Raw genomic sequence first — 19,596 nt, 5'->3', positions numbered from 1 at the left:
TAGAGGAGCACAGGTGAACCCACAGCCGGTAGCCATTGTTACGGGTGCAGGCTCCGGCCTGGGCCGAGCTATCTCCCGAGTTTTGCTGTCCTCGAACTATCGTGTTGCGCTCGCGGGTCGCAACCAGTCCACGCTCGATGCCACCGCTGACGGGGCAGAACACGCAATCAGCATTCCGACGGATGTCACCGACCCGCAATCCGTGCGCACCTTATTTGAAACAGTTCGGGCCCGGTGGGGGAGGATCGACCTTCTCGTCAACAACGCTGGAACCTTCGGTCCTGTTGGTGCCATTGATGAGATCACTGTCGAAGACTGGCTTGCCACAGTAAACGTCAATCTCAACGGGTATTTCCTATGCGCAGCCGAAGCGGTGCGTCATATGAAAACTCAAGTCCCCATCGGTGGGCGGATTATCAACAATGGGTCGATTTCTGCTCATGTTCCACGTCCAGGCACTGTCGCTTATGCGACTACCAAACATGCCATCACTGGTCTGACTAAAGCGATATCGCTCGATGGTCGTCCGTTTGACATCGCCTGCGGCCAAATAGATATCGGAAACGCTGCCACGGAGATGACGGATGGCTTTGCTGCTGGGGCCAGACAAGCTGATGGAACTGTCAAACTTGAACCAACCTTTGACGCCAAACATGCGGCAGAGGCGGTGCTTACGATGGCGCAGTTGCCTCTCGAAGCCAACATTCAGTTCATGACTCTGACAGCCACGAACATGCCCTACATAGGCCGAGGATAGTTAGCCAATATAGCGCTTGAGTCGCGCTGACAACCGCGGCACCAACTCGCCGTCCGGTGTTATGCGTTCCTCAACGTAGGCGAGATCGCCGCCGTCGACGATGCCGTACAGGCGCTTCGCGCCTCCTACAACGTCTGCCGACTGACTGCGAATAACGACGTCGGTAGCAAGTTCCCAGGACGACTGCGTCAGTGCGGCACCGTAATACAACTCGACTAGGCCCGAAGAGTGGGTGAGCAGCAACTCAATGACTTCTTCGCCGTCATCATCAGCGACCCGCCAGAAACCTGATTCGCGCAAGTCTGGGCGAACGTAGGAAGCTTCGTCATCAATAACCCACGTGCGCGAGTTCCAAGCTAAGTACTCGCCGCCATTGTGAGTCACAATAACTTCCTGACCGAAGTGATAATCACCGGTCACTGGATGGTTTCCCTCGCCGACTCCACGCCACACCCCAACGAGTGGGATCAACGCGAGAAGAGCATCGTTGAGGTTTTCGCCCTCGCGGAGATTTGCGGTATCGGCTGGCAGAGGTATGCCTTCTAACTGCGGGACATTGCGTACCGCAGTTTCTTGCGCGCGCCGCGCCGCAGCTTCCACAGCGGCGTTACCACTTATGGCAGTTGAGCCTGTATCCGGTTCGGAATCAGGCGCGCCAAATTTTGGAGTATCGCTACTCACTGCTTGTGATCTTCTGTGACGAGGCGATACACCACGTACACAGCGAACCAAGTAATGAGCAAGCTCGACAGGACTAGGAGGAGTTCGAAGAAAATCACCACGTCGCTGATTCTATCCGTTGCGGAGATTGGCAACCACACGGGGCGGGTTTCGGAGCCTATTCCGAATCGCTGGATGTTCTACATCACGGCGTTACGAATGTGTGTTGACTGTAACAGCGAGCAACCTGGCGCTGGTGACAGCTCCGAATCTACTCTGAACATGGAGCAATATAAGGAGTCATCACATGCCCACTCGATATACACCAGCGCCACCATTGTGGTTGCTGTCTCTCGTGCTAGGTGCGCTTTACGTTGGGCTTGCCGCCCTTAATATCGCGGGCACAGGCCGTGCAGGTGGGTTTATTGCAATAGTACTCGTGGCCGCAGGCATTAGGACCGCGTGGCTGTACTCCCAAGGCAATGGTGGGGTACATCGCCTGCTGGAGCTCACATCGATTGCAGTGTGGATTGCCGTAGTTGCAGCTTTCGGCCATTTTGGAATTAACGCCGTCGGCCCGGAAGTTCCGTGGTCGGCAGCGAGCTTCTACCAGGGGCTCATCGCGGGCGGTGTGCTAGCAATGGTGACGTTCGCAGTAACCATGCGCCGCCACGGTGCGATTCGTCGCAGCGGGAGTCTGCTGAGTGGAGGCCAACCGCAGGCTGTAAATAGTGCGCCGGAGAAGGTATTCGTTTAGAGACAAAAAGTATGCTGGCCCGAACCGCTAACAAGCGGTTCGGGCCAGCATCGGAATGAGGCGCTACTAGTTACGCACCTACGGTGATGGTTACCTCGTGGACGCCAGCGCCTTGTGGGCTGACTGTGCTCTGGCCGTTGCCCGACGCGGACAGTGCGCGCACAGTCCAGTCGCCGGGGGCTGCGAAGAAGCGGAAGTCGCCGCTACCGGAAGCAACAACCTCAGCGGTGAATTCGCCGGTGCTGTCAAGAAGTCGCACGTAAGCGCCGCCGATGGCGTCGCCTGATGCGCCAACAACTTTGCCGGTGATTACCGTTTCTTTTTCAGCGTCTACGCCAGCTGGTAGGTTCTGGCCCTGAACAGGTGCTCCGCACATTTACTTTGCTTCCCCTAGCTCGATCGGGACGCCAACCAGTGAGCCGTATTCGGTCCAGCTGCCGTCATAGTTCTTCACATTTTCGTAGCCGAGCAGTTCACGAAGTGCGAACCACGTGTGGCTTGAGCGCTCGCCAATGCGGCAGTAGGCAATGATGTCCTTGCCCTCGTCGAGGCCCTCTTCCTTGTAGAGCTGGCGCAATTCGTCGTCACTCTTGAAGGTGCCGTCTTCGTTTGCTGCCTTGCTCCAGGGAACGCTAAGCGCTGTGGGGATGTGGCCCGCGCGCTGTGATTGCTCCTGCGGAAGGTGCGCAGGTGCGAGGATCTTGCCGCTGAACTCGTCTGGAGAACGTACGTCAACGAGGTTCTTCACGCCGATAGCAGCAATCGTTTCATCGCGGAAGGCGCGGATGGAGACATCCTGTGGCTTTGCGGTGTAGTTGGTTGCTTCGCGCTTCGGAACTTCCTGAACCAGGGGACGACCGTCGAGTTCCCACTTCTTGCGCCCACCGTCGAGGAGTTTGACATCCTCGTGGCCGTACAGCTTGAAGTACCAGTATGCGTATGCGGCAAACCAGTTGTTGTTTCCGCCGTAGAGAACGACGGTGTCGTCGTTGGAGATTCCCTTTTCGGACAGGAGTGCCGAGAACTGCTCCTGGTTGACGAAGTCGCGGCGGACCGGGTCTTGGAGGTCGGTCTTCCAGTCGATCTTGACTGCACCTTCGATGTGTCCACCGTCGTATGCGGAGGTGTCTTCATCGACCTCAATCAGAACGATGTTTGGTTGGTTGAGGTTCTGCTCGGCCCAGTCGGCGGAGACTAGGACGTCGGAGCGCGCCATGTGTTTCCTTTCGTGTGTGAACTTCTCAGTGTCGAACGTATGTGGTGTCGAACGTATTTGGTGTCGAACTATGCGGTTGCGTTATCCCCGCGTGGAACGAAACGAGCCACTAGAGGATAGATTTTGCAACCGAGGCAGATGCCGAATGCAGCATTGAGAAGCGCTGCCGCAAAAGCGAATGCAACGAATATTTGGCCGACAAGTACCGCTCCGCTGAGGTAGGCGATAAGCCCGATGGCAGCGAAGATGAACCCGACGAATTGTGCGAACTGCACTGGTGATGCCGGTTCGCTTTCCTTCGTAGGGCTCAGGCGTGGAGCAACTAGACGCGCAAAGAGTAGGCCGTACGGACTGCGTCGGGGGCCGAGCAGCGCACCTAGTGCGAAGACCACAGTCTGGAACGCGAGCAGTGGCCAAAAATTGGTGATGAGCGTCAGCGCAAGAACACCGCTGGTAATCCACGCTGCGAAACGGGGTCCGCGCACATCAACATTCGCGGAAGTGGGGGGTGTAGACATTTCTTGCTCCTGGGTTTGCCGTCGGAATCACCGTAGGCATGGAATGCGAGAGAAATACGAACGTATCGAGTGAGGAACAGCGGGGCTAGGACGCATCTCGCGCTATTCCTGATCAGGAACAAAGACAACAGCAACCACCGAGGCGGCACAGGTCAACTGTGCGGCGTCGGGTGAGCATGAGCTCATGGTTGTTTTGCACGGAGCCCACTTTACCTCGCGATTTCATTTTGTCAGCTTTGCTGTCCAAAAGCTGAGATCAGCGCGTCACTGAGCGTCTCGCGCGTTGGTACCCCGGGGATGCGAAAGCGCTGTTGAACTGCGCTGTCGTAGACGAGCGTGGTGGGCAATGACAGTATTCCGAGGTCGCGACTCAGCTCGGGATGTTCATTGATGTCAAGTTCGACATGGCTGACACCGGGAAAGTCCGGGAGCGTGTCTTGAATGACGCGGCGGACAGCGGCGCACGGTCCGCACCAATCGGCAGTGAAATGCACAACCGTGGGGGAGCCCGCCGATACACCTACATCAGCTAGGCCCTCATGGTGCTCTGTTTGGCCATTTGTGGCGATGGCGCTGCCGTGATGCCGCTGCCACCACATGCCGAGGGCTGTGGCGATAGCGGTGGCGCCGCCCAAGATGAAGAGTCCAGTCACTGGTTCGCTGCTCCGACACTCGCGCGGCGGTGGTCAAGGTCAAGTGTGACGTTTGCAACGGTTGACTCAACAACGATGCGTCCGCCTTGTGGATATGCGACAGCGGGGGTGAGACCAAAGGGCACATCCGGGATTGTGATCGTCATGCCAAAAGAACGCAGAACCTCGTCCTGTAATTCCTCGGGGATCGGAATTTCACGGTCGCGTTCAGGTCCGTTGTAATACCTCAGCGGGCGCACTTCGAGTTCGTGACCATCAAGGTACAAGCGTGCCTCAACGGTGACGGGCTCATTAGTGGTGGACTCTGGGACGGTGGCCGTCATCATGACGGGCCGATGCAGGTTCAATTCATCCTGGGTGGCGGTACCGAAAGCATCGATGATGCCCGGTGGGAAGAACGAAAGGCGCAAGTCAGGGATGTTAAAAGTCTGCCCGAGTTCGGTTTGGTTCATGATGACGCGACCCGTGAGTTCGTCGGCATGGAGCGCAGTGATGCGGCGCTGATACCACGCTGATGGAGTTATTTCCGCACCGACGAGAGCCGCCTCAAGTGAGACACGCCCGGCGTAGTCCGTCGAAACTCGTTGCGCCTGAATATCAATCTTTGAGTATTTGCCAGAGATGATGTCGGGAAGCACGGGGAAGCCCCGGAGGATGACGTGGGGGTCTGCCTCGAGTTCTGCGCTTTCACGCAGGGTTCGGGAGATTCGATGTTCGGTATAAGCAGCGACGCCTAGTTCCGCAACAATTGCAACTACGACGAGGGTGAGAACACCTAAGATCAACTTGCGCACGCCTCTATTGTTACTGACACCGGGCGAATGAACGTCGGTACTGTAAGACTGACGCGTTAGTCTGTGAGAGTTCGAGCGGTATTCTCGCCCTTCGGGTAGCCATCGTCACAGGGCGGCTGCCAGTAGAAAACGGAAGGGAGACGGTGTGGAGCTCCTGTTGCTGACGGCCGATCCGAATCCAGAATCGGTGCTGCCGTCGCTGGCGCTACTGCCGCATACAGTCCGGCCCGCAGCGGCGGACGTGTCGTCTTTATTGGAAACGAACAGCGCGGATATCGTGCTTGTTGATGCGCGCGCCGATCTGGCGTCTGCGCGCGGGTTGTGCCGTATTTTGGCAAGCACCGGCGCGGCGGTTCCAGTTATCGCGGTGCTCAATGAGGGCGGTTTGGTCGCCGTCAGTTCTGACTGGGGGATCCAGGATATTTTGCTACCTGGAACTGGGCCCGCGGAACTCGATGCGCGGCTTCGGCTTCTAGTGGGCCGCACCACGACCCTCATTCCAGACGAAGAATCCGGCATTGTGTCGCTTGGCGAACTCGTCATCGATGACGGCACTTACACCGCACGGTTGCGCGGCCGCCCCTTGGACTTGACGTACAAAGAGTTCGAGCTGCTCAAGTACCTGGTCGTGAACGCTGGTCGTGTATTCACCCGGGCTCAGCTTCTCCAGGAAGTGTGGGGCTACGACTTTTTCGGCGGCACCCGCACGGTTGATGTGCACGTGCGACGCTTGCGCGCGAAACTCGGCGCCGAGCATGAGTCGCTGATCGGGACAGTTCGCAACGTGGGCTACAAGGCTGTTCGTCCGTCGAAGTCTTCACGATCTGCCCCGGAAGAACCCACTGGAGAGGATAACTACGAGGTTGACGCCGAATGACTGAGCGATCGTCATCAAACGTCGAACTTTGTGAACAATCCGGCGCGGTGCTTCCTGACGTTCAGGGGGTGCTTGATGAATCGCGTTTGGCTGACGGAACGGACCCCATTTCGGAGCAGGGCATTCTCGGCCTGTCCGGAACTGTGGACGCGCGTCACGTTATTGCGGAGCGCGACGGAGTGGCGATTGGCGTGGGAACCGTCCGAATTGAAAACGGAACCCCTAACGCGGAGCTAGCTGTGATTCCCAGCGCTCGCGACAGCGGCGTGGGTGGTCGCATCTTGGATCAACTGCTGACACTGGGTGGGCCGCAAACACAGGTGTGGTCGCATGGCGATCTCCCAGCGGCTGCGGCGCTCGCCTCGAGTCGCAATTTGCGCAGGGGCCGGGAGCTTCTGCAAATGCGACTCGAACTCGGCGGTGACCAACAATTGCCTGCTGACTCGCGACCTGCGGATGTGGTCCTCACGACGTATGGGCAACGCAGCGGCAGCGATGTTGACGCAGAGATTGTGCGAGTTAACAACGCTGCATTCTCGTGGCACCCAGAGCAAGGTGGGTGGACGCTCGATGATGTTGTAAGCCGTCGTTCGCTGGACTGGTTCGATCCTGAGGGGTTATTCCTCGCGTATGCCACTGATGACTCTTCGAAACTGTTGGGGTTTCACTGGACGAAAGTGCATCCGGCGACTGAGCTAGAGCCGTCGATTGGTGAGGTATACATCGTCGGTGTTGATCCTGCGGCGCATGGTCGGGGCTTGGGCTCAGCGTTGACGCTGGCAGGTTTGCAGTATCTGCGCGACCGCGGGTTGCCTGCGGTGACGTTGTACGTCGAATCGGACAATGTGGCTGCCCTGCGTACGTATCAGCGGTTGGGTTTTGGGAAAGTTTTCACCGATGTGGCGTACATCATGTAGCTATTGAGCTGCACTTATTCACTTAAGTGGCTGCAATGTCACCTTTGTTCACCGTTTGTTCATCTAAGTGGTGGACTCTTGAGCGCGACAACACATAGTTTCGTAGCTGTGCGCAGTCACTAGGTCCCGAACTTCGTGATGCGTGGCGAATCCACCATTTGTTCTGGAGGAACGTAAGTGAAGCCCAATCGCGGCGCTCTATTTGCCAGTCTCGCGACCATCGGAGCGCTGATGATGACCGGATGCATCACTGAAGAAGTGGGTCCCGGCAACATTGACACCCTCGCATCGTGTGAGGGGAAACCAAACCTTTCCGCAACGGGCTCGACCGCTCAAGCGAACGCAATGGCCGCCTTCAATGTTCGCTACGGTGAATCCTGCCCAGGCAAGAACATCGCTTACACGTCATCAGGATCCGGCGACGGCCGAGTGCAGTTCGCATCCGGATTTACTGATTTCGGCGGAACAGACTCCCCGATCGTGGGGGATCAGCTTAAACAGGCTCAAGAGCGCTGCGGTGGAGATGTATGGAATCTCCCGTTGGTCTTCGGTCCCGTGGGAATCGGCTATAACCTCGACGGCTTTGACGGCATCGTCATGGATGCCGAAACTATCGCAAAGGTGTTCAACGGCGAGATTCGTCGCTGGAACGACTCTACGATTGCCGCGCAGAACCCTGACATGAACCTGCCGGACCAAGGCATTTCGGTGATTCACCGCTCGGATTCGTCGGGCACAACCGACAACTTTCAGCTCTACCTTGAAACTGCGGCCAACGGAGCGTGGACAACAGGCGCAGGGTCCGACTTCACCGGCGGAATCGGAAGCGGCTTCCGCGGCAACGAAGGCGTTTCACAAGCCGTCGCTGCGGCGCGCGGGTCAGTGAGCTATATCGAAATGGCGTACGTGGAACAAAACGGACTTCAGTCGGTGAAGATCGATAGCGGTTCAGGACCAGTCGCCCTTTCTGTCGACAATGCGACCAACGCCATCGCCCAAGCTGAGTTCGCCAGCACCGGCGACGGCGACCTCACGCTCGACCTCGGTTCTGTTTACGGCGCATCGGGCGCTGATGAATACCCATTAGTTCTCGCCACGTACGAAATCGTCTGCGGCCAGGGATATGACCCGGATACCTCCGCGGCCGTGAAATCGTTCCTCACCGTTGCCGCCAACGAAGGCCAAGTCGGCATTGAACGAATGGGCTATGCCCCGTTGCCGTCGAGCTTCCAAGCTCGCCTCATGGACTCGATCGAGGCGATCCAGTGAGCGAATTTGATGATGACTCGCGCCGACGCACCGACAAGCTTTTTGGCCCCGACGACAATTCGGCTCCATCCACCGCCACGATGTCAGGACCAGGAACTATGACCGGCGTTAAGCACAGTTCTGGACGCATCCGACCCGGCGACGCGATCTTCAGTGGCATGGCCCGCGGTTCAGCGCTTTTTGTCACAGCGGTAATTGGCGCCATTGGTGTCTTCCTGCTGTGGCAAGCGTTGCCGGCGCTTCGTGCCAACGAGGTCAACTTCCTCACCAGCCGAGAATGGAGCACGTTCAACCCTGAGCGGCTAGCTTTCGGCGTCCTCGATCTCTTCGCCGTCACAGTCTTTGTGTCAGGCTTCGCGCTCTTGCTCGCAATGCCTGTAGCGCTCGGGATCGCCATCTTCATTACCCAGTACGCGCCCAAGCACCTCAAGAAAAGTCTGGGCTACCTAGTCGACCTGCTCGCTGCGGTGCCGTCGGTGGTCTACGGGCTCTGGGGACTCTTGGTTCTTGCGCCCACGCTCTCACCTGTTGCCGGTTTTCTCCACGAACACCTCGGGTGGTTCTTCCTGTTTAGTGCCGATAACCAAGGAATGGTTGAAGCCGGGTTTACGATCTTTACCGCCGGAATCGTGCTCGCCGTAATGATCCTGCCCATCATCACCGCGATTACTCGTGAGGTTTTCGCTCAAACTCCCACCGCCCAAATTGAGGCTGCGCTCGCGCTTGGCGCAACAAAATGGGAGGTCGTCCGCACCACAGTTATCCCGTTTGGAAAATCCGGTTACGTCAGCGGATCAATGCTCGGGCTTGGACGCGCACTGGGTGAAACAATGGCCATCTTCATCGTGCTCGCCACCGCATCAGCTAACTTCCGTGCCTCGCTGTTCGAGGGCGGTCAAACAATCGCATCGAAAATTGCATCGGGATACGCAGAGATCAACACCGATTTGCAAGCCGGTGCATTCATCGCCGCAGGCTTGGTTCTGTTCCTGCTCACCTTCGTCGTCAACGCAATCGCCCGATCTATTGTTGCCGGAAAGGGTGTGCACTAAAACATGATCACTGCCTTAGACCAACCAGTTAAGCCGCAGGTATTCACTGCCGTCAGTGGCCGCCGGAAAACCATTAACGTACTCGCCACGTTCCTTGTATACGCCTCTTTTGTGGTCGCAATGGTTCCGTTGGTGTGGGTGTTGTACACCGTCATCTCACGCGGATTTAGCGCATTAGTTTCAGAGACGTGGTTCACGCGTTCAATGCGCGGGATTCTGCCCTTCGATGAGGGTGGCGGCGCGTACCACGCGGTGGTCGGAACTCTTATGCAGGGCGCAGTGGCTGCAGCGTTCGCGATCCCCGTCGGTCTGATGGTGTCGATCTATCTGGTCGAATACTCCAACGGCTCACGGCTCGGCAAGATCACAACCTTCATGGTCGACATTCTCAGTGGGGTTCCGTCAATTGTGGCGGCCTTGTTCATCTACGCCCTGTGGATTACGACGCTCGGGTTCAGCAAGTCGAGTTTCGCAGTAGCCCTTGCGCTGCTGCTATTGATGCTCCCTGTGGTAATCCGTTCCGGTGAAGAGATGCTCCGCATTGTGCCGATGGATCTGCGTGAAGCGTCGTACGCACTGGGCGTGCCCAAGTGGAAAACAATCGTTCGAATCGTCATACCTACCGCATTGCCAGGCATCATCACTGGGCTGATGTTGGCGATAGCTCGCGTTATTGGTGAAGCGGCGCCGCTGCTCATCCTGGTGGGATATGCAACGTACATCAACTACAACATGGTGGACGGGGAAATGGGTTCGTTGCCGGGGATGATCATCACCGAACTAAACAACCCGTCCGCGGCAGGTCGTGAACGCCTTTGGGGTGCGGCTCTGACCCTCGTTTTGATCATCGCTCTACTTAATGTTTTTGCCACGTTGATCAGTCGATACACCGGCTCCAAGACCAAATAGCCACCCTGCAATTTAAGGCGGAAAATACTATGGCCAAGCGACTTGACCTAAAAGACCTCAACATCTTCTACACGAAATTTCATGCTGTCTCGAACGTCACTCTTTCTGTGCCGCCGAAAAGCGTCACGGCCTTTATCGGTCCGTCAGGGTGCGGAAAGTCGACCGTCCTGCGTTCGCTGAATCGAATGCATGAAGTGACCCCTGGGGCACGCGTGGAAGGTTCCGTGCTCCTTGATGGGCAGGACATTTACGACTCGGCGATCGACCCAGTAGGGGTGCGGCGCACAATCGGCATGGTGTTCCAGCGTCCCAACCCGTTCCCCACGATGTCTATTCGGGACAACGTGGTAGCGGGCCTGAAACTGCAGGGCATGCGCAACAAGAAGAAGCTCGACGATGCGGCGGAGAATGCGCTGCGGGGAGCTAACCTGTGGGAAGAAGTAAAGGATCGCCTAGATAAACCAGGCGGTGGGCTTTCTGGCGGCCAGCAACAACGCTTGTGCATCGCACGGGCTACAGCTGTTGAGCCGGAAGTTCTCCTCATGGACGAGCCGTGCTCGGCGCTCGATCCCATTTCAACCCTTGCGATCGAGGACCTGATCACCGAGCTCAAAAAAGACTTCACCATTGTGATCGTGACGCACAATATGCAACAGGCAGCCCGCGTCAGCGATCAAACGGCCTTCTTTAACCTCGAAGCACAGGGCCGTCCCGGTCAACTGGTGGAGATTGACCGCACAGAGAAGATTTTCTCAAACCCATCCCAAAAATCGACCGAAGATTACATCTCCGGCCGATTCGGATAGGCGAGCTAGAAAGTGACGTCCTCGGGAACCTTGCCGGTGACCAGATAAATCACTTTCCGCGCTACTTCAACGGAGTGATCCGCGAACCGCTCGTAGTAGCGGCCCAATAACGTGACATCGACCGCGGCTGCAACGCCGTGCTTCCACTCTCGGTCCATGAGCACGCTGAACAGGTGCCGGTGCAAATCATCCATGGCGTCGTCCTCTTCGAGGAGGAGCAACGCTTGCTCGGCGTTGTGGTTCTCTAGAACTTCGGCCGCACCTTTGGCTAGGTGCGCAGCAACTCGTCCCATCTCAGCGAAGTAGGCTTTGACTTCCTCGGGTAGAGCTTGCTTGGGATGACGCCGACGCGTGATTTTTGCGACGTGCAGCGCTAGCCGCCCCATCCTGTCGAGGTCGTTTACGGCCTGAATGCCCGACACGACGGAACGAAGGTCTCCAGCGACAGGTGCTTGGAGTGCCAGAAGCGCAAATGCCTTCTCTTCGCACGATGTGCGCATGGACTCAAGCTCGTCGTGGTCTGAGATCACTTTCTCGGCAATCGGCAGGTCAGCTTGCAGCAGCGCCTGTGTGGCTGAAGCCATCGACGCGTCAGCAAGCCGACACATCGTCGCCAATGAGAACGATAGGTCAGCAATTTTCTCTGTGTACGCAGCCCGCATGATCACTGAGCATACGTCTAATCAGGGCAAACGTCATGCGTCAATACTTAACGACACGTGAATTTATGTGCACGATAGGTCGCCAGCGTTGGTTACCGCGAGATCGGCGGGGAGATCGCGCCGTGGAACAACGGTCCCATCGGGGGACACGGGGAGTGCTGTGCCTATTGTGGCGGGTTCAATGACCGTTGCATCAAAGTCAGTTCCGAGGATGATCTCAACAATGCTTCCGAGGCCGCGGGTTCTTTGCATTTTTGCATCAGGGAACGATGACGCCAAGGTCGCTGCATCGGCCTCATTACCAGGCGAGTATCGAATGATTGTCTGGTTCACCACGCGCGAATGGTCACCGACGCTGTAGATCTGGAAGCCGTAACCAGCCAGCGCGCTTGCAGTGGTGCTAGCGACGCCGATGGTGTTGGAACCGTTGCTTACCTGGACGTTGACCGAGCTGGGAGTAACCGATTCGAATTCACCGATTTCGGATCGAGATGGCGCACTCGTTGGTGGTGCATCGTCGACCGGGCCAGAGTCGCTTTGTGACTCGCTTGCATCGTCACTTTGGTCCCCGTTACTAGCGCTTCGTTCCTCTCCAGGTAGCGGCCATTCGTAGATGATCGCATCGAAGATCGCGTCAATATCGGCTTCGCGGGGGATTTCGTTCATGACCTCGTTGGGCCCTGCGGTGGGTATCGTCAGGAATGTGACCTGACCAGCATCAACGCCTTGCATCGACCGTGCGAGCATCAGGAGTGACTGCGTGTCCACGTTCTCCACAAAAGTGTGGGTAGTGAATGCGTCGATGAACCGGTTGAGTCGGTTCGGGTCAAACAGGGTCTTGTTGGAGAGAGCTTCGCGCAGAAGCGACGAAAGTAGTACTTGCTGCCGGTTGATTCGTCCGTAGTCGTTGGTTCCCTCTGCCGGAACTCTGCGGGCGCGAACGTAGTCCAGTGCAGTTGCGCCGTTGATGGTCTGGCGTCCAGCCTCGGGAATGATCAGGCCCAACTCGTCGTCAAACATGGGTTGTGTGACGCACACTTCTACGCCGCCGAGGGTGTCCACCATGTGCTGGAATCCGTTGAAGTCGATGCCCACGAACCTATTGATGTTTAACCCGGAGATGCGTTGCACTGCACGGATCAGGCATTTAGGCCCGCCGGTGTAATAGGCGTCGTTGAGTTTTCTGTTGGGTTCGGAGGGGACACGCTCATTGGTGTACGTCGCTGTGTCGTTGTCCCAGCGGTCACATGCAGGCCTGGTGATATTGAGGTCGCGGGGAAAGGAAACAACAACGACGCGGTGACGGTCTGCGGGAAGGTTAACCAACATGATGGTGTCTGATCTAGCGCCTTCGTGCTGCCAGCCTGTTCCGCCGATTTCGGCGTTAATTCCAGCACGGTTGTCAACACCGACTACCAGGAATGTTTCGTCGCCGACCTGCTCCTCGGGACTACGTACATCGATCGAGCCCCAATCGAGCGCTTCCACGACGGTGAGGTTGGCGTCGGTGTTGCGCACGTAGTTCCACATGCTTCCGGTAAGTATGAGGGCAAAGATCGCGGCTAGGGCGACAAAGACACGGCTGACAATCAGGAGTTTTGGGTGACGATGTCGAATGCGCGGGGGCGCCGCAACGACTCCAACCTGCCGTGCGACACGGTCGGCGCCGCGCTCAGGTGAATCGCTCACTCGTCCATCCTTGAATTAGTGCCGTCGTTCTTTCCACTACTAGAGTAGGCATTTAGTTAAGTACATGCGTCATTCTGTTGGTTTCGCAACAGTCCAGAAATGCCATTCTTGATACAACCGTGGCATTTGTGACAGTTGTGAACCGTTGCTTAACCGCCTGAATGCATCATCTCTGCGCCGTCTGGAATGGCACAGTCATCCGGATCGTCAAGCCAACCCTCTGGCAACGCGACTTTCGCTGGAGATCCCTGTCGTCCCCTCGGGCCTTCGGCTGCAGCTGGGAAAGGCGCCGTTGGATCGAGTTGGCTGAGTAGGGATTTCAACTCGGTCAGGCTCGTCACCAGGGCAAGCGCGGAACGCAACTCCGACCCTGCCGGAAATCCGCGAAGATACCACGCAATATGCTTACGCATTTCCCGCGCGCCTTTGAACTCACCATGATGTTGAACGAGCAGCTCAGCATGTCTGAACATAATATCCGCCACTTCTCCCAAGGTGGGAGGGGTGGGCACTGGTTTTCCGTTCAGGTGCGCGCTCAGTTCGGCGAACAGCCAAGGCCGACCAAGGCAACCGCGACCGACGACAACGCCGTCGCAGCCAGTGGACTCCATCATCCGCGCAGCATCTTCGGCAGCAAAAATGTCACCATTTCCCAATACTGGGATCGAACGAACGTGGTCCTTCAACCGGGCGATCTCACCCCAGTTTGCAGTGCCGGAATACCGCTGTGCCGCAGTGCGGGCATGCAGGGCGACGGCCGCAGCGCCCTCACCTTCGGCGATTCTGCCCGCGTCAAGGTGCGTGTGGTGTTCGTCGTTGATGCCAATCCGAAACTTCACAGTCACGGGCACCGACGTGCCTTCCGTTGCGCGAACTGCCGCAGCGACAATCTGGCCAAATAGGTTCCGCTTGTAAGGCAACGCCGCACCGCCGCCCTTGCGCGTCACCTTCGGGACTGGGCAGCCGAAATTCATATCGATATGGTCTGCGCGATTCTCTTCGACGATGAAGCGCGCTGCTTCATAGGTGTACCGCGGGTCTACCGTGTAGAGCTGCAGCGAGCGTGGGCTTTCTGTTGGCCCAAACGTCGTCATATGCAAGGTGGCTTCGTTACGTTCGGCTAGTGCGCGCGCAGTCACCATCTCGCATACGTACAGGCCAGCAGTACTGCCCATCTTGGCTGTTTCAATTTCGCGGCACAAAGTGCGGAACGCCACGTTGGTAATCCCAGCCATGGGTGCAAGCACTACCGGGCTGCCCAATGTGAGTGACCCGATGCGAAGTTGCGGTCGCGAAGCAGTCGGAGCTGACATCAGCTAGCTTTTACCTCCCCCAAGTAGGCCGCCCAGCATCCCGCCGAGTCCACCCTGCTTTGTTTGCCCACCGCCCGAAAGGGCGTCACCTAGTACACCACCGAGCATGCCTCCAATGCCACCTTGGTTCTGCTGTCCACCGAGAACGCTGCCCAGGATGTTTCCTAGTCCGCCAGATCCTGAGTTGCTTCCCATGTACTGCTTAGCCATGTACGCCATGACGATGGGGGCGAGCATGGGCATGACTTTGCTGATGAGAGACTCGTTGCTCGCTTGCGAGCCACCTTGGCCGCCGGCGAGGGCACTGATGACGTCGTTCTTCTTGTCCCCAAAGATCCTGTTGACGATTTTTTCGCCATCGTTGGTATCGACGTCGTCTATGTGGACTTCTTTTTCGGCGAGTGACGTATCGCGACCTGAAAGCGCAGAGGCGATGGAGTCTGCACCTTTCGGGTCTTGTGCGTTGCGGTTCAGGCCGCTGAGGAGCGTGGGGAGTGCTTGCCGCACCGCGTTGTCGGCGGTGGCGTTATCGACACCGAGCTTTTGCGCGATCTCTCCGACTGGAACCTGGCGAAGCAAATCATCAAAAGGGGACATGGTGGGTGTCCTTTCTTGGTGTCCGAATTTTGTTGATTAGTTGACGATAGCCCTATCGGGTTTAAGTGATGGCGAGGATAGCGGGTTGGTGGCGCGGAAAGAAAAATCCCCCGTCCGGAAAATTCCAGACGGGGGAGTGTGTGCCCCCTCTCGGGCTCGAACCGAGGACCTGCGGATTAAAAGTCCGTAGCTCTACCAACTGAGCTAAAGGGGCGTGCTTGTTCGCGTGTTTCTTTCTCGAGAACGAACTCATGCTAGCGAATAGGTGGCGTGTTTAGCACATCGGCTGGTCGTTGGCGCGTCGAAACCCGTCGAGCAGTCCGCTGAACTGCACTTTTGATTGCAACGCTTGTATACCCATGGGGGTATATGAAAGGATGGTGAACATACCCCAAGGGGTATGTTTGAGTCGTAGAATCGAGGAGACCACCATGATCTTGGAGCAGTACTACATTGACTGCCTTTCCCACGCGTCATACCTCATCGGCGATGAAACCAGCGGCAACGCCATCGTGGTCGACCCCCGGCGAGACATCTCCGACTACCTCGCCGACGCGCAACACCACGGCCTCAACATCACCGGCATCATTAACACCCACTTCCACGCAGATTTCGTCTCCGGCCACCTCGAACTCGTCGCCGCAACCGGCGCATGGATCGGCTTCGGCCACCGGGCCGACACCGAATACCCCATCAAACGACTCCACCACGGGGAGCGAATTAGCCTCGGCGACGTCGACATCGAGATTCTGGAGACCCCGGGCCACACCTGGGAATCCATTAGCCTCCTCGTCCGTCAACACAAAGACGCAACCCCGACGGCCGTGCTCACCGGAGACTCCCTCTTCATTGGCGACGTAGGTCGACCCGACCTCGCGAACTTGGGTGACGGCACCAACACCGATCTCGCTCGCGCAATGTTCAACACCATCCACAGTGTTCTGCTACCGCTGCCAGACGATGTTGTCGTCATGCCCGCACACGGAGCCGGATCATCGTGTGGAAAGAACCTCTCGGCAGAGCTCACCTCGACGATCGGCGAACAACGCCGAACCAACCCGTCCGTCCAGAAAATGAGTGAGGACGAATTTGTCGCACTCATTACCGATGGTCAGCCCGCCGTGCCCCGCTACTTCCTCACGGACGCCGACCTGAACCGCAAAAACCGTGCCTTGTTGGCTCAAGACCGCACAATCCCCGAGCTCACAGCTGCGTTTGTTGCCCAACACCTCGACTCCGGCGGCGTCGTTCTTGATGCCCGGTCGCCCGATGACTTCGCCGAAAGTCACATCAGGGGTTCGATCAATGTCGGATTCGACGGCCGATTCGCTGAAACTGGCGGAATGGTGGCAGGGCTCCACGACGACATTGTGGTCGTGACATACCCAGGCGAAGAGCAGGACGCTGCCATGCGCCTCGCTCGAATCGGCTACGACGCCGTTGTTGGCTTCGTTAATGTGCGCAGCGAGTTTCCGGCGATGCTCGCGGACCGGGTTGCTCCGGCGCCACGCTTTACTGTCCGCGAGCTGGAAGAAAACCTCGACCGTGTCACCCTGGTCGACATTCGTAACCCCGGCGAGCGAGAAGATGGCTTCATCAAAGGGTCCGTCCACATTCCGCTCGCTCAGCTCGACGAGCGGATCAGCGAGCTTCCTGCAGGTAAACCCATTGTCGTCCACTGCGCCGGCGGATGGCGTTCCAGCGTGGCGGCGAGCCTTTTGCGGGCGCGAGGACTCAACGAAGTGAGCGACCTCGTCGGCGGCTACAACGAGTGGGTCGACTCACACGTCCCCGTGTAACTAGCCCGCCGAGTTTACGTACCCCCGCCTGCAACGGGCACAATGTTGCGATGACTCGCCAGTCCCGTCGAACGGGTTCCCGCACCGCCAGCCTCGCTGGCGGTGCGCACGCAATTGATACCGGAACCTGCGAACTGGTGCAGGACGGAACCGGCGGTTGGTTGGTGAATATCAACGGTGTGCCGAGTTCTCATATCCCCAGTCCGCACATCGCATTGGATGACCTGCGTGCCCTTGAGTTCGGGTACATGCGGTGGGCGGCAAGTGCGATCTTGTGTCGTTGGAGCGAAAAGTCGGAAATGCTTCGGGTTCTGCACCTCGGCGGAGGCGCGTGCACGCTGCCGCGATATGTGGGTGAGGCATTTCCCGCTGCCAGGCAGGTCGTAGTGGAAATTGACGGTGAAGTGGCGCGGTTGGCGCGAGAGTGGTCGGACCTGCCGCGCGCTCCGCGGCTCCGGATACGGGTGGGGGACGCGCGCGAAGTTGTTGCGCAACTGCAAGCAGCTACGCGGGACGTCATTATCCGTGATGTTTTTGCAGGCGATGAAACGCCCGCAGCGTTGTGTACAACAGAGTTCCTCGGCGATGTCCGGCGAGTTTTGGTGCCAGGCGGCATGTACATCGCTAACTGTGGATCAGTGCGTGGATTGCGTGCTGCTCGCGAAGATTGTGCGAGAACGGTTGAGCAGTTCGAGCATGTCTTAGTGGTGGCTGAGCAGGCGACTGTGAAGGGGCGAAGGCCCGGAAATGTTGTGCTTGTGGCAAGCGACAGCCCGTTGGACGCTGTCGCTCTTGCTGCGAAGGTGCGTGGTGGTGCAAGTACGGCGGTTGTGCTTGAGGGCGATGGCGTTCGCGGGTTTTGCGGGTGAGTGTATGGCTTCTCGTTATCGAATAAGCCCGACAACGACGTCGCCGAGTATGACAACGGCGAGTGCGAGCACGAGGTAGGCAAACCAGCGCTGAAGTTGCCGTGCGCTGATGCGTCGGCCGAGCCGCTGCGCCACCAGGGACCCTGCTATCGCTGTTCCTGCGAATACGCCTGTGATGGTCCAGTCGAGTTCGACGTTGCCTAGATGCGCGACAAGCCCGGACATCGAGTTAACGATGATGATCAGCAGGGAAGTGCCGACGGCGGTGACCATTGGCAGCCCGAGTAGTAGCACTAGCGCCGGAACGATCAGAAAGCCCCCGCCGACCCCGAACATTCCGGTGAGTAGTCCTACGGCAAGTCCTGCTGGGATGGATCGCGAGGAGCATCGTTTCCAGTTGATGCGTGGTTTGCCATCGCCGGGATCTGTGATGGTGCAGGCCGTACCTACGTGGTCGGGGCTGTGAAGCATGCGGTAGGCGGCAGCGATCATGACGGCGGCAAAACCAGCTAGTAGGAGACCTTCCGGTAGGGCGCGGCCAATCCAGCCGCCGATGAGTGCCATAGGGATTCCTGTGGCGGCAAATATTGCGGCGAGGCGCCAGTTGACGGTGTGTGCGCGAATCCGGGGGATAGCGCCTGTCGTGGATGCGAGTATGACCACAATGAGAGAAAGCGGTATTGCCTGATGGATTGGCATTCCGGTGCCGTACACGAGGGCCGGGACTGCCAAGATGGCCCCGCCGCCACCAAGGAGTCCTAGCAGGACTCCGACGACAAGGCCGAGTGCGGCGACTGTGAGTTCGGTGGTCAATGCTTTCTCCTGGCGGTTCGCTGTTCGGTGCGCCCCACCGAATTGTATACCCTGGGGGGTATCTAAGGAAGTGGGCAAACGGCTGGGCCAATGCAATAACCCGCGTTCGCCAGCCCCCGTGAACGATGTTGCGCGGAGCTGCCGCGCGCCGCTGCTGATCAACTCAGTCGCACTGAAACCGTTATCCGCAGCAAGTTTTTCAACGCGTACAGGGCATCTATCTGGCGTTTTGTGTTTTTCGCAGGTTGTGTCCTATGCTGATTCAGCTCCCAACGGAAACCTGTTGGGGACGCCAGCCGGTTCACCGGCAGGCCCCCTTCGTCTAGAGGCCTAGGACGCCGCCCTTTCAAGGCGGTAACGCGGGTTCGAATCCCGTAGGGGGTACACTCTCTCTTGCGCAAGCAAGCTAGAGTAAACAAATCAAGGCCCTGTGGCGCAGTTGGTTAGCGCGCCGCCCTGTCACGGCGGAGGTCGCGGGTTCGAGTCCCGTCAGGGTCGCAACATGTTTGAATACTTTCATCGCCGGGAACGGCGTTGATCCGGCCAGGTAGCTCAGTTGGTACGAGCGTCCGCCTGAAAAGCGGAAGGTCGCCGGTTCGATCCCGGCCTTGGCCACTTTGGAAATACCCCTAGCGCAGTATGCTGGGGGTTTTTCTCGTCCTCGGCAAA

At 57.9% G+C, this 19,596-nt stretch carries 21 protein-coding genes and 4 tRNA genes; 13 read left to right on the top strand and 12 right to left on the bottom strand.

Going from position 1 to position 19,596, the window contains the following annotated elements; translation table 11 throughout:
• Positions 1–13: 13 nt before the first annotated feature.
• Entirely contained in the window at positions 14–757 is a 744-nt protein-coding gene (locus IEW73_RS13885; protein ID WP_372433640.1) for an SDR family oxidoreductase, read from the top strand.
• Here the strand turns inward: IEW73_RS13885 and IEW73_RS13880 are convergent, their stop codons facing one another.
• Positions 758–1,375: a heme-binding beta-barrel domain-containing protein gene (locus IEW73_RS13880; protein ID WP_229676042.1), complete on the bottom strand. Its 618-nt coding sequence runs from the start codon at positions 1,373–1,375 to the stop codon at positions 758–760. It lies immediately after the preceding gene.
• Between the two features lie 349 nt (positions 1,376–1,724).
• Between IEW73_RS13880 and IEW73_RS13875 the strand changes: the two genes are divergently transcribed.
• The gene (locus IEW73_RS13875; RefSeq protein ID WP_188676276.1) at positions 1,725–2,174 is read left to right on the top strand and encodes a hypothetical protein; all 450 of its coding nucleotides are present in this window, start codon (positions 1,725–1,727) and stop codon (positions 2,172–2,174) included.
• Positions 2,175–2,244: 70 nt separating this feature from the next.
• Here IEW73_RS13875 and IEW73_RS13870 read toward each other — a convergent pair whose 3' ends face one another.
• The 5 genes from IEW73_RS13870 to IEW73_RS13850 all read right to left on the bottom strand — a co-directional run bounded on the left by IEW73_RS13870 (position 2,245) and on the right by IEW73_RS13850 (position 5,355).
• Positions 2,245–2,550 (bottom strand): DUF1416 domain-containing protein, encoded by a 306-nt coding sequence (locus IEW73_RS13870; RefSeq protein WP_188676273.1) that lies wholly within the window; start codon positions 2,548–2,550, stop codon positions 2,245–2,247.
• Positions 2,551–3,390, bottom strand: a complete 840-nt coding sequence (locus IEW73_RS13865) for a sulfurtransferase (protein WP_188676271.1) — start codon at positions 3,388–3,390, stop codon at positions 2,551–2,553. It abuts the gene before it with no gap.
• Between the two features lie 68 nt (positions 3,391–3,458).
• Entirely contained in the window at positions 3,459–3,908 is a 450-nt protein-coding gene (locus IEW73_RS13860; RefSeq protein WP_188676268.1) for a DUF4395 domain-containing protein, read from the bottom strand.
• 230 nt (positions 3,909–4,138) lie between these two features.
• Entirely contained in the window at positions 4,139–4,561 is a 423-nt protein-coding gene (locus IEW73_RS13855; RefSeq protein ID WP_229676011.1) for a thioredoxin family protein, read from the bottom strand.
• Positions 4,558–5,355 carry an LmeA family phospholipid-binding protein gene (locus IEW73_RS13850; RefSeq protein ID WP_188676265.1) on the bottom strand — a complete coding sequence of 266 codons (798 nt, stop codon included), beginning with the start codon at positions 5,353–5,355 and terminating at the stop codon, positions 4,558–4,560. The genes IEW73_RS13855 and IEW73_RS13850 overlap by 4 nt, the downstream gene beginning before the upstream one ends.
• Before the next feature lie 145 nt (positions 5,356–5,500).
• Here IEW73_RS13850 and IEW73_RS13845 point away from each other — a divergent pair, with 145 nt between their 5' ends.
• From IEW73_RS13845 to pstB, 6 genes are all read left to right on the top strand, one after another.
• Positions 5,501–6,232: a winged helix-turn-helix transcriptional regulator gene (locus IEW73_RS13845; protein WP_188676263.1), complete on the top strand. Its 732-nt coding sequence runs from the start codon at positions 5,501–5,503 to the stop codon at positions 6,230–6,232.
• Positions 6,229–7,149: a mycothiol synthase gene (gene mshD / locus IEW73_RS13840; protein WP_188676260.1), complete on the top strand. Its 921-nt coding sequence runs from the start codon at positions 6,229–6,231 to the stop codon at positions 7,147–7,149. Before IEW73_RS13845 ends, mshD begins: the two co-directional genes overlap by 4 nt.
• 177 nt (positions 7,150–7,326) lie before the next feature.
• Positions 7,327–8,418: a phosphate ABC transporter substrate-binding protein PstS gene (pstS, locus tag IEW73_RS13835; RefSeq protein WP_188676257.1), complete on the top strand. Its 1,092-nt coding sequence runs from the start codon at positions 7,327–7,329 to the stop codon at positions 8,416–8,418.
• Between the two features lie 80 nt (positions 8,419–8,498).
• A complete protein-coding gene (pstC, locus tag IEW73_RS13830) occupies positions 8,499–9,470 on the top strand; it encodes a phosphate ABC transporter permease subunit PstC (protein WP_188676977.1) in 972 nt (323 codons plus the stop codon).
• A 3-nt stretch (positions 9,471–9,473) separates the two neighbouring features.
• Positions 9,474–10,379 (top strand): phosphate ABC transporter permease PstA, encoded by a 906-nt coding sequence (pstA, locus tag IEW73_RS13825; protein WP_188676254.1) that lies wholly within the window; start codon positions 9,474–9,476, stop codon positions 10,377–10,379.
• Between the two features lie 29 nt (positions 10,380–10,408).
• Positions 10,409–11,185, top strand: coding sequence for a phosphate ABC transporter ATP-binding protein PstB (pstB, locus tag IEW73_RS13820; protein ID WP_188676251.1), 777 nt, complete (start codon positions 10,409–10,411; stop codon positions 11,183–11,185).
• Positions 11,186–11,190: 5 nt separating this feature from the next.
• On the opposite strand, the gene phoU is transcribed toward pstB, so the two are convergent.
• The 5 genes from phoU to IEW73_RS13795 form a co-directional block, all read right to left on the bottom strand.
• On the bottom strand, positions 11,191–11,847 hold the full coding sequence (gene phoU / locus IEW73_RS13815; protein WP_188676248.1) for a phosphate signaling complex protein PhoU: 657 nt from the start codon (positions 11,845–11,847) through the stop codon (positions 11,191–11,193).
• Between the two features lie 63 nt (positions 11,848–11,910).
• Complete coding sequence (locus IEW73_RS13810; protein WP_188676245.1) at positions 11,911–13,536, bottom strand: LCP family protein; 1,626 nt, start codon at positions 13,534–13,536, stop codon at positions 11,911–11,913.
• Between the two features lie 149 nt (positions 13,537–13,685).
• Positions 13,686–14,849 (bottom strand): tRNA dihydrouridine synthase DusB, encoded by a 1,164-nt coding sequence (dusB, locus tag IEW73_RS13805; protein WP_188676242.1) that lies wholly within the window; start codon positions 14,847–14,849, stop codon positions 13,686–13,688.
• A 3-nt stretch (positions 14,850–14,852) separates the two neighbouring features.
• Positions 14,853–15,446, bottom strand: a complete 594-nt coding sequence (locus IEW73_RS13800; protein WP_188676239.1) for a DUF937 domain-containing protein — start codon at positions 15,444–15,446, stop codon at positions 14,853–14,855.
• Between the two features lie 141 nt (positions 15,447–15,587).
• Positions 15,588–15,660, bottom strand: a tRNA-Lys gene (locus IEW73_RS13795).
• Positions 15,661–15,877: 217 nt separating this feature from the next.
• On the opposite strand from IEW73_RS13795, the gene IEW73_RS13790 reads away from it, so the two are divergent.
• Both IEW73_RS13790 and IEW73_RS13785 read left to right on the top strand, forming a co-directional pair.
• The gene (locus tag IEW73_RS13790) at positions 15,878–17,245 is read left to right on the top strand and encodes an MBL fold metallo-hydrolase (protein ID WP_188676974.1); all 1,368 of its coding nucleotides are present in this window, start codon (positions 15,878–15,880) and stop codon (positions 17,243–17,245) included.
• A gap of 50 nt (positions 17,246–17,295) precedes the next feature.
• On the top strand, positions 17,296–18,114 hold the full coding sequence (locus IEW73_RS13785) for a spermidine synthase (protein ID WP_188676236.1): 819 nt from the start codon (positions 17,296–17,298) through the stop codon (positions 18,112–18,114).
• 15 nt (positions 18,115–18,129) lie between these two features.
• On the opposite strand, the gene IEW73_RS13780 is transcribed toward IEW73_RS13785, so the two are convergent.
• Positions 18,130–18,927 carry a sulfite exporter TauE/SafE family protein gene (locus IEW73_RS13780; protein WP_188676233.1) on the bottom strand — a complete coding sequence of 266 codons (798 nt, stop codon included), beginning with the start codon at positions 18,925–18,927 and terminating at the stop codon, positions 18,130–18,132.
• A gap of 311 nt (positions 18,928–19,238) precedes the next feature.
• Here IEW73_RS13780 and IEW73_RS13775 point away from each other — a divergent pair.
• The 3 genes from IEW73_RS13775 to IEW73_RS13765 all read left to right on the top strand — a co-directional run bounded on the left by IEW73_RS13775 (position 19,239) and on the right by IEW73_RS13765 (position 19,542).
• Positions 19,239–19,311, top strand: a tRNA-Glu gene (locus IEW73_RS13775).
• Between the two features lie 40 nt (positions 19,312–19,351).
• Positions 19,352–19,425: transfer RNA gene (locus IEW73_RS13770), tRNA-Asp, on the top strand.
• A gap of 43 nt (positions 19,426–19,468) precedes the next feature.
• Positions 19,469–19,542 (top strand) — tRNA-Phe (locus IEW73_RS13765).
• The last annotated feature ends 54 nt before the right edge of the window (positions 19,543–19,596 follow it).

Source organism: Hoyosella rhizosphaerae, from assembly GCF_014643175.1.
Taxonomy (GTDB): Bacteria; Actinomycetota; Actinomycetes; order Mycobacteriales; family Mycobacteriaceae; genus Lolliginicoccus; species Lolliginicoccus rhizosphaerae.
This window is presented reverse-complemented; position numbering and strand designations above follow the sequence as displayed.